Source organism: Marinitenerispora sediminis (genome assembly GCF_003336425.1).
Lineage (GTDB): Bacteria > Actinomycetota > Actinomycetes > Streptosporangiales > Streptosporangiaceae > Marinitenerispora > Marinitenerispora sediminis.
In genome coordinates this window covers 1-545 of sequence record NZ_QEIO01000354.1, presented here as the reverse complement: position 1 = coordinate 545, position 545 = coordinate 1, and the positions used below count along the sequence as shown (strand labels likewise).

The following is a 545-nucleotide window of genomic DNA, read 5'->3' as shown; positions in this document are numbered from 1 at the left end:
GATCAGAAATACGGATACGCCCATAATCAGTATCGCAATCAGCGACAACCACATCTTAGTCATAGAGTCCATAATTACTCTGCCTCCTGCCGGTTATATTGAATTGCAAATATTATAGCATGAACCATAGGCCGCGAAACCTATAAAGTGTAATCCACAGCAAAAAAGAGCAAAAAAACCGGAATCTGCTAGATACCGGCTTCTTTGCTCCTTGAGTGACCCAAAGAGGCGAACTATTTTTTCATCAGCATTTTCATTAAAGACTCCATTGTGCCGGAATTCGTACCGCCTTTTTTGACCGCATTTACGATCTCCTGCACAGTAGCCTCAGTGACCGGCACTTTAGCCATCGCTGACACCTGCTTGATCAACTGGCGGAGCTGGGCTTCATTCTGCGTGGTTCCCGGCTTCACCGTGCTCGCGAGCTTTTTGATTGCGCCTGGTGTGATGTTCTTCCCCGTCTTTTTGTTGATGGCATTCAGGGCATCCTTGGAAAAATCTTTGTTCACTCTTCTTCCCTCCTCCGTCAATCCCCACTACAACAT

Annotated in this window: 1 protein-coding gene; it reads right to left on the bottom strand. The window is 46.4% G+C overall.

From position 1 onward, the window contains the following. Positions 1 to 233 precede the first annotated feature (233 nt). Entirely contained in the window at positions 234 to 509 is a 276-nt protein-coding gene (locus DEF28_RS26775; RefSeq protein WP_068729957.1) for a stage VI sporulation protein F, read from the bottom strand. Positions 510 to 545: the final 36 nt, after the last annotated feature.